The sequence below is a fragment of the Acidovorax sp. K2F genome (assembly GCF_025246485.1).
Classification (GTDB): domain Bacteria; phylum Pseudomonadota; class Gammaproteobacteria; order Burkholderiales; family Burkholderiaceae_C; genus Acidovorax; species Acidovorax delafieldii.
In genome coordinates, this window is the sequence record NZ_JAOBSQ010000014.1 from 1 (window position 1) to 8,624 (window position 8,624).

The following is an 8,624-nucleotide window of genomic DNA, read 5'->3' on the forward strand; positions in this document are numbered from 1 at the left end:
TTCATTGTTTTGGGCGTCATTGCTTTGAACTTGAGTGCCCGATAGGTCGCCGGACACGCATTTTCAAAGACTGATTCACGCTTCAGCGAGCGGCTACAAAGGGACCGAAGCGGACTTTTTTGCCTTAAGCCGAGCAGCTTCGAGGACTCAATGCCGGCAAGCCAGAACCCCGTTTTTGCGTCGGTGTTGCGTCCTGGGTATGCGATCCAAACAGGCCCTACGCTGCCAAAACATCCTGCAGCGCCCGCGTGGCAGCCACCGCCCCCAGGCTCGACTCGGTAAACCCGCCATGCAGCACCACCCCGGTTGATGCCTGCTTCGCCTCATGCTTGGCCACGGCGGCCAGGTTGGCCACTTCTTCGGCATGCCGAAAGCGCCCGGGCGTGATGCGCACGGCGCCGATGGCCAGCGTGGTGCACGGAAAGAACCGCTGCACGCCATGCCGGTCCTCGGCATGGATGCCGCCTGCCAGCCGTGCGCTGTCGTCGAACAGCGTGACGGCCTCGCGTGCGAACTCGTCCACGATGTTCTTGCAGCGCTGCAGCCAGTTGCTGCTCTGGAAGATCAGCATGAAGTCGTCCCCGCCCACATGGCCCACAAAGTCGCTGCGTGCGTCGCAGTGTGCCGTGGCCAGGCGCGCCACCAGGCGGATCATCTGGTCGCCGCGCCAGTAGCCGTAGTGGTCGTTGAAGGGCTTGAAGTTGTTCAGGTCCGCATAGCAGGCCACGAACTCGGTGCCGCTTTCCAGCAAGCGCTGGATGTGCAGGCTGATGGGAATGTTGCCCGGCAGAAAAGTCAGTGGGTTGGCGTGGCGCGCGGCCTCGATGCGGGTCTCGGTCACGGCGCGCACCAGCTGGTCGCCGGTGCCCAGGCCCAGGTAGCGGCCGTTGTCGGTGACGATGTAGCCGTCGCTCAGGTAGCGCTGGTCCTGCGAGGTGAGGATGCCAACGAGCTGGTCCACATCGCAGTCCAGCTCGACCACGCGCGGCGCCAGGTTGGCAAACGCCAGGCAGGACTTGCGGCCATGCACCTCGCGGAAGTACGGCGTGGCGTAATGATTCATGAACTGCTGGCGGTTGATGAGGGCCACGGGGCGCGACCCGTCTACCACCGCCAGCGCGTGCAGGTCCGTGTGCTGGCGGAACAGGGCGGCCACGGCGTCGTTGTTGGTGGCGGGCGCTGCGGTGGGTGCCTGCACCACCAGCAGGCTGCGCAGGATGCCTGGGCGCGCGGTCTGGCCCAGGTGCGGCAGCACGGCCACGCGGCGGTCGTGCATCACCTCCAGCGCCGCGTCGTCCACCGCCTCGCGCGGCGCCATGGCCGGGCGGCCCAGCAGCCAGCCCTGGCCCAGGGGGATGTCCAGGTCGCGCAGCGCGCGCAGGTCGTCGCGGGTTTCGATGCCTTCGGCGATGAGCTGGGTGCCGAACACGTCGGCAATGCCCTTGATGGCCTGCAGCATCTGGAGGTTCTCGGGGTGGTCGCTGATGTCGCGGATGAAGTATTTGTCGATCTTCACGAAGTCGGGCTTCACCTCGGACCACAGCCTGAGGCTGGAGCGGCCATCGCCAAAGTCGTCCAGCGCCAGCCGCGCGCCGCAGGCATGTACGGCCTTGATGGCCTGGCGCAGCTGGGGCATGTCGGTCACGCGTTCGTGCTCGGTGATCTCCAGCACCAGCATGCGAGCGCTCAGGCCCAGGCTGCGCACGGTGTTGCCCAGCTCGGTGGCGCCGATCAGCTGGACGCCATGCACCAGCGCATCGGCGCTGATGTTCACAAACAGCCGGCCCGGCGCGTCGTGCCGGCCCCATTGCTCCATGGCGGTGTAAACGCACAGCAGCTCAAAGTCCTGCAGGATGCCCTCGTGCCGGGCCAGCTCCAGCAGTTTGTCGGGGGTGTGCAGCGGGGTGTTCTGGGGGCCACGTATCAGTGCCTCGTGTGCGTACACCTGGCCCTCGCGCAGGTCGGCCAGGGGCTGGAACACGCAGTACAGCCCGCCCTCGCGCATCAGCCGCGCCAGGGGGCCGGTGCCCTGGCGGGCGGCGGGCGATAGCAGCGCCATCATCGCCTCCAGTCGGCTCCATGGGGTGTTGTGCATGGCTGTTGTGGGTCCCTGAGCAAGGGTGCCGACGATACCGGTGGCGTGTGACAGACTGGTTACAGCAACGTGACTGGTACTACCGCTGCACAATGCGCGGCATGCACCCAGAAACCCAGCCAGCCAGTCCCTCCCTGCCGGACTACCGCACCCATCCCCGCGCCTTTCTGAAGGCGCTGTTTGATGCCGCAGTGCACAGCGCACAACCCCTGCACGGCATGCGCCAGTGGCTGCCCCAGCCGCCCAGCCGCGAGAGCGGGGGCCGCACCCTGGTGCTGGGCGCGGGCAAGGCGGGGGGCGCCATGGCCCAGGCACTGGAGGCCCTGTGGCCGCAGGACGCGCCCCTGTCGGGCCTGGTGGTCACCCGCTACGGGCATGTGCCGCCCCGGCCTGCGGGCGTGCCGCAGCGCATCGAGGTGGTCGAGGCCGCGCACCCCGTGCCCGATGCGGCGGGGCTGGCCGCGGCGCAGCGCATTCTCGATCTGACCCAGGGGCTGACGGAGCACGACCTGGTGCTGTGCCTGATCTCGGGCGGGGGCTCGTCCCTGCTGACCTTGCCCTGCGACGGGGTGACGCTGGAAGACAAGCAGCGCATCAACCGCGCCCTGCTCGACAGCGGCGCGCACATTGGCGAGATGAACTGCGTGCGCAAGCACCTCTCGCGCATCAAGGGCGGGCGCCTGGCGGCGGCCTGTGCGCCAGCGCGCGTGGTCACGCTCACCATCAGCGACGTGCCCGGCGACGACCCGTCGGTGATTGCCAGTGGCCCCACCGTGCCAGATGCGACCACCTGCGCCGATGCGTTGGCCATTCTGGCGCGCTATGGCATCGAGGTACCCCCGGCCATCCGCACTGCGCTGGAGGAAGGCCGCCTGGAGACGCCCAAACCTGGCGACGACCGTTTTGCCGGGCATGCCGTGCATCTGATCGCCACGCCGCAGCAGGCTCTGGAGGCCGCGGCCGCGCTGGCCCGTTCGGCGGGGCTGCCTGCGCATGTGCTGTCGGACGAGATCGAGGGCGAGTCGCGCGAAGTGGGCAAGGTGCATGCGGCGCTGGCCCGCGCGGTGGCGCGGCGCGGCCAGCCGTTTGCGGCGCCGTGTGTGATCCTGTCGGGGGGGGAGACCACCGTCACCGTGCGTCCGCGTGCACCCGGTGTGTCCCGGGGGCGGGGCGGGCGTGCGGGTGAGTTTTGCCTGGGCCTGGCGCAGGCGTTGCAGGGCGAGCCCGCCGTGTGGGCGCTGGCGGCAGACACCGACGGCATCGACGGCAGCGAAGACAACGCGGGGGCCTTTGTGTGCCCCGACACGCTTGCGCGCGCAGGCGCTGCAGGCCTGCGCATCGACGACCACCTGGCGCGCAACGACGCCTGGGGATTTTTTGCGGGGCTGGACGACCTGCTGGTCACCGGCCCTACGCACACCAACGTGAACGATTTTCGGGCGCTACTGATTTTGTAGCTGCTCAGGCATATTGCACTAGCGCCTGGGGCTGCTGGGGCTTGAAGAAGGCCCCAGAAGCCCTGTGCAGGCCTCAGAACCGGTGGCGGATGCCCACGCCGAAGCTGTTGCCCTTGGTCTGGTTGGTGATGCGGTCGTTCATGGCCATCACATACACATCGGTGCGCTTGGACAGGAAGTAGTCATACCCCACGGTGAAGGTCTTGCGCGAGATGTCGGTGGCCGTCATCTTGGTCTGCGCCCACGATGCCAGCACCTTGCCGGTGGCGCCTGCGGGCACCGACACGCCCAGCTGCGTCGTCTTGGCCTTGTTGGTGGTGTTGTCGGCCTTGGCCTGGCCGTAGCTCGCAAAGGCCTTCACGATCGCGAAGTCATACGCGCCGCCCAGCATCCAGTCGGTCTTGGTGGTGCCCAGGTAGGTGCTGGGCACGGCGGGGTTGCTCATCTGGTCGCGCTCGTAGAAGCCGGTGAGGGCGATGGGGCCGTTGAAGTACAGCGCGTTGATGCCCACGTTCTTCTTGCTGCTGTCGCCCGCGACCTCGCCAAACTGGTAGTGCAGGTTGGCGGTCAGGCCGCCCAGGTTGGGCGTGCTGTAGATGATTTCGTTGGACCAGCCCGTGTCGGACGGCGTGGTCGAACCCCAGCCCGTGCCGTTGAACAGAGGCACGTTCATGTGCAGGATCAGCGGTGCAAAGGTGAACGAGTCGCCCAGCGGGTTCGACAGGATGGACGGCAGGAAGTTGGGCGCCAGACCGCGCCCCACGGTCACGGTGCCCCAGCTGTCGCTCAGGCCCACATTGGCATCGCGCGAGAAGAACGTGTCGTTGGCAAATCGGCCCTGGATGCCGCTGTCCACCTTGATGAACGAGGTGAGCGCAAAGTTGGCCCTGAGCCCGCCGCCCAGGTCTTCGGTGCCCTTGAATCCGAACCACGACGTGGTCATGCCACCGCTGTTGACCACCTTGCTGCTGCCGGCGTCACCGGCGTTTTTCAGGGAGCCCACAAACACATCGGTCAAGCCCATCAGCTGGACGGAGCTCTGGGCCTGGGCGCCGGTGGAGCACAGCAGGGCGCCACCGAGCGATAGAGACAGTGCAATCAGGTTTTTTTTCATGGAGTGATTCCTGGGGAAGAAAGCGCCGGAGGTCCGGCGGGTGCAAGGGGAGACGCGGCCCCTGTTGCACCGTGGTGCAGGGCGGGGCCCGCCGTTGGGGCATCGCAAGTTCCATGCCCTGGCGCAACACCTGTTTACATACTTTTGGCCGGGTCAGGGCGCACCCATGCACGTTGCTGGCGCAGTTTTCGTGTGTTTTGGCGCAAACCTGGGGCGTGCCGGGCGGGCGACATGGTGCGGATTTGATGTGGCTCAATGCCACGGGCGCAGCCGCACGGCACAGTGGCTTCCATGCTGCCATCTACCCTTTTTTCTCTGCCCGCTGACACCGAGGTGATCGCCCCCGGCGAAGTGCTGCGCAGGCGCAATGAGGTGCTGACGACGGTGCTGCACCTCGAAAACGGCCGTGTGCTGCGCGGTGTGCTGGACGACGGTTTCCTGCGCCACCAGCTCGGTGCCGTCGAGGGGCCGTTCTGGCTCGACGCCGCGTCGGCCCTGATGGGCCTGCCGCTACCGGTGGACATGGTGGCCGACACGCGCGTGCATGTGCGGCGCATCCCCATCGAAGAGTTTCGCCGCAGCCTGGCCGCCATGCCTGCGGGCGCGCGCGGGCTGCTGCTGGACATGGCGCAGGGCTACCGGCAGCAGTCCGAGCTGGCCGTGAGCCGCTTGGCGCAGGACGCCGAATCGCGCTGCGCGCAGTGGCTGCTGAACCACGCCCAGCCCGACCACAGCGGTGCCATGCAGGTCACCCTGCACCAGCGCAAACGCCTGATTGCGGCGCAGCTGGGCATTGCGCCCGAAACCTTCTCGCGCGTGCTGCGCCACCTGCGCGAGCTGGGCCTGATCCACGGCACCGGCAATGTGCTGGCGCTGCCCCAGCCACGGGCATTGCAGTCGATGGCGGGCTGCTGACACAGCGTTCTTGACACCGCGCTCTCGACGCCCTGCAGCGACTGTCGGGTTGCGCCAGCCGGCAGCCACGGACTGCCCTTGCGTTGCATTTGCTGACAAGCCCCGCACCCCGGGGTGATGCGCCTTGGCTGGTGGCACGTTCTGCCTGGCTGTGGGAGCTGGCACCACGCTGCAGGGCCCTTGCCGCAGTCCGCTTCCATCCCTCCACACACCCTTCCCGTACCCTTCCCGCACCCCGACGGGCTCAGGGTTTTTCCTTGGCTTTACCCAGGGTTCCACCCAAGCCCCCGGGCACAGGCCCTGCGTATATTTGTTGGGACATGTCTGCCATGACCCGTCCCCATGCCGAACTTTGAGCGTGCCCATCAGCCTGCAGGGGGGAAGCGTCCATGACGCCGTCGCCCGGCCCCAAGGCAGCCCCGGACCTTGATCCGGGCTGGCTGGTGCCCGGCGCCCTGGTGCTGCGGCTGATGCTGGTGGCGGCGCTGGCGGTGGCGCTGTCGGGGGCGGTGGCCGCCTGGCTGGTGACTCGGGCCTCCGGGCAGGAGGCCATGCGCCGGGTGGTGAGCCAGCAGACCGACGAGGTCGAGGTGGTGGCCCGGTTGCTGGCCAGCAAGATCGAACAAAGCCAGAAGGTGCTGCGCACCGTGGCCGCAGGCATCACACCGGCGATGCTGGAGTCACCCTCGTCGCTGGAATGGCTGCTGCAGCAGGGCCTGCCTGCGGTGCAATTCTTCGACACCATGCAGGTCGCCCGCGACAACGGCGAACTGCGCCTGAATTTGCGCGCCGGTCAGATCGAAAAGGCTGCGGACCTGGACCCCACCGAACGCGATGCCCTGCGCCGCACCCTGGTGGATGGCAAGCCCCTGGTGTCTGAGCTGATCGCCGGCCGCAGGGGCGAGGCGCGCGTCATGTTCACCATGCCGCTGCACCGCGAAGACGGCACGGTGGTGGGCGTGGTGGCAGGCGCGTTGCGCCTGCAATCCCAAAGCCTGCTGCCACCGTCGATGACGCTGCCCGCGCGCGATGACTCGCAGCTCATTGTCTTCACCCGCGACGGCACCATCCTGTCGCACTCCGACCCCACCCGCGTGCTGGGCCAGGTGCGTGACGAAGTGGGCCTGGCCCCGGTGTACACGCGCTGGCAAAGCCAGGCCCAGCCGGTGGTGGGGCGGGGCATGACCCATGTGCAGTCCGACCACATCGTGAGCATGGCGGGCATGCCGCTGCCGCAGTGGATCGTGGCGCGCGTGAGCCAGTCGCAGGCGCTGCTGGCACCGCTGCGCGGTGCCCAGCGCGAAGCCTGGTGGCTGGCGGTGGCCAGCATGGTGCTGTGCATGCTGCTGGCGGTGGCGCTGATGGGCTGGATGGCCCAGCCGCTGGCGCAGCTGACCTTCAAGGCGCGCCAGTTGCTCAGGACCAGCGCGCGCCAGCAGCCTGCGCAAGATGTGCATTGGCCCCGCGCAGGCGGCGAGGTGGGCGAACTGGTGCGGGTGTTCCAGGGCCTGGTGCAGCAGGGCAGCCTGCAGCAGTCGCGCAAGGACACGGTGGTCGGCCAGTTCCAGGCCGTGCTGGACAGCGCCCCGGTGGGCATCGTCATCACCCGCCACGGCATGCTGGAGGTGGTGAGCCACCAGGCCTGCGTGATGCTGGGCTACAGCGCGCAGGAGCTGCAGGGCCGCCCCGCGCGCATCCTGTACGCCAGCGACGCTGACTATGCCCAGGTGGGCGATCGTGTGCGCGCCGAGGTGGCGGCGCATGGCGCGTTCGACGGCGATGTCTGCTTTTTGCGCAAGGACGGCACCCCCGTGTGGGCCCGCGTGCAGGGCCAGGGCGTGCGCCCCGAGGAGGTGCACGGTGGCACTGTGTGGATTCTGGAAGACATCACCGCCGCGCGCGAGGCCCAGGTGCAGCAGTCCTGGGGTCGCGCGCACGACGCGCTGACGCAGCTGTACAACCGCGCCGCGTTTGACGAGCGCCTGGGCCAGCTGATGGCGGAGCGGTCGGCCCGCCAGCGCGCTGTGGTGCCCGCCGCCGATGAGGAGGGCGGTGAGACCCAGGGCGACGGCGTGGTGCTGTTCCTCGACCTGGACCATTTCACCGTGGTCAACGACATTGCGGGCCACGACGCGGGTGACGATGTGCTGCGCCATGTGGCCCGGCTGCTGGCGTCACATGTACGGCAGATCGGCTGGGCGGCGCGGTTGGGCGGGGACGAGTTTGCGGTGGTGTTGCCTGGCTGTGCGCTGGCACGCGGCCAGGCCGTGGCCGAGCAGTTGCGTGCGGCGGTGCGTGCGTGGGAGCCGTCGTACCAGGGGCGCAGTTTTACGCTGGGGGTGAGCATCGGGCTGGTGGTGCTGGACGCCAGCTTGCAGGATGTGCCGTCGGTGTTGTATGCGGCGGACATGGCTTGTTATGACGCCAAGCGGGCGGGGCGCAACCGGGTGGAGACGCGGCATGCGAGGGATGCGTCGGTGACTTCTTCGGGGCGGATGGCTTTGGGGCCTGTTTGAGGGCTTTTGGGCTGGATGCGCTAGTGGGATATAGGCTGGTAGCTATTGATTTTGTAGTGTCTGGTCATTGTGCTGATTGGGCTGCTTGCCTGTGTTGAGGGCGGAGGCCGGGAGTCGCCCGGCGTGCGAGTAACTTTCTTTTGCTTCGCCAAAAGAAAGTCACCAAAGAAAAGGCGACCCCCAGTCTGCGACCCCGGCGCTTCGCCCCGCCGCAGGCGCAGCCAGCAGGGGTTGGGAGCCAAACAGCCCACAGCCAAACAGCCGAACAACCATTCAGGCCATTGCTGCGCTCGGCCCAGGCTGCGCAGCGCGAGGCGCTTGCGCCCGCGATCCGGGGCCGAGCGCAGCGATGGCCCGTGTGGCTGTTCTGCTCCTCAGGCCCCTCTGGATGCGCCGAGGAGCGCAGGGTTTGGCGGATCAGGGCTCGCGTGTGTCTGAGCGACGCGCAGCGGCGCGAGTTGAGCGAGACCCCGCCAAACCCGAGCACCGCAGGTTGCCCCGTAGCGAAGCGCAGGGGACGCAGACAG

The 8,624-nt window shown here is 67.9% G+C and carries 5 protein-coding genes; 3 read left to right on the forward strand and 2 right to left on the reverse strand.

From position 1 onward, the window contains the following. Positions 1-217: 217 nt before the first annotated feature. A complete protein-coding gene (locus tag N4G42_RS06070) occupies positions 218-2,095 on the reverse strand; it encodes a phosphodiesterase (RefSeq protein ID WP_260666535.1) in 1,878 nt (625 codons plus the stop codon). Positions 2,096-2,196: 101 nt separating this feature from the next. Here N4G42_RS06070 and N4G42_RS06075 point away from each other — a divergent pair, with 101 nt between their 5' ends. Then, positions 2,197-3,552: a glycerate kinase gene (locus N4G42_RS06075; RefSeq protein ID WP_260666536.1), complete on the forward strand. Its 1,356-nt coding sequence runs from the start codon at positions 2,197-2,199 to the stop codon at positions 3,550-3,552. Positions 3,553-3,625: 73 nt separating this feature from the next. Here N4G42_RS06075 and N4G42_RS06080 read toward each other — a convergent pair whose 3' ends face one another. Then, positions 3,626-4,666, reverse strand: a complete 1,041-nt coding sequence (locus N4G42_RS06080; RefSeq protein ID WP_260666537.1) for a porin — start codon at positions 4,664-4,666, stop codon at positions 3,626-3,628. Positions 4,667-4,957: 291 nt separating this feature from the next. On the opposite strand from N4G42_RS06080, the gene N4G42_RS06085 reads away from it, so the two are divergent. Both N4G42_RS06085 and N4G42_RS06090 read left to right on the forward strand, forming a co-directional pair. Then, positions 4,958-5,581, forward strand: a complete 624-nt coding sequence (locus N4G42_RS06085) for a Crp/Fnr family transcriptional regulator (protein WP_056060781.1) — start codon at positions 4,958-4,960, stop codon at positions 5,579-5,581. 389 nt (positions 5,582-5,970) lie between these two features. Then, the gene (locus tag N4G42_RS06090; RefSeq protein ID WP_260666538.1) at positions 5,971-8,097 is read left to right on the forward strand and encodes a diguanylate cyclase domain-containing protein; all 2,127 of its coding nucleotides are present in this window, start codon (positions 5,971-5,973) and stop codon (positions 8,095-8,097) included. Positions 8,098-8,624: the final 527 nt, after the last annotated feature.

Excerpts from the sequence above, each read along its gene's own strand:
- N4G42_RS06085 (WP_056060781.1), top strand. The coding sequence starts at position 4,958 with ATGCTGCCATCTACCCTTTTTTCTCTGCCCGCTGACACCGAGGTGATC.
- N4G42_RS06070 (WP_260666535.1), bottom strand. The coding sequence starts at position 2,095 with ATGCACAACACCCCATGGAGCCGACTGGAGGCGATGATGGCGCTGCTA.
- N4G42_RS06080 (WP_260666537.1), bottom strand. The coding sequence starts at position 4,666 with ATGAAAAAAAACCTGATTGCACTGTCTCTATCGCTCGGTGGCGCCCTG.
- N4G42_RS06075 (WP_260666536.1), top strand. The coding sequence starts at position 2,197 with ATGCACCCAGAAACCCAGCCAGCCAGTCCCTCCCTGCCGGACTACCGC.
- N4G42_RS06090 (WP_260666538.1), top strand. The coding sequence starts at position 5,971 with ATGACGCCGTCGCCCGGCCCCAAGGCAGCCCCGGACCTTGATCCGGGC.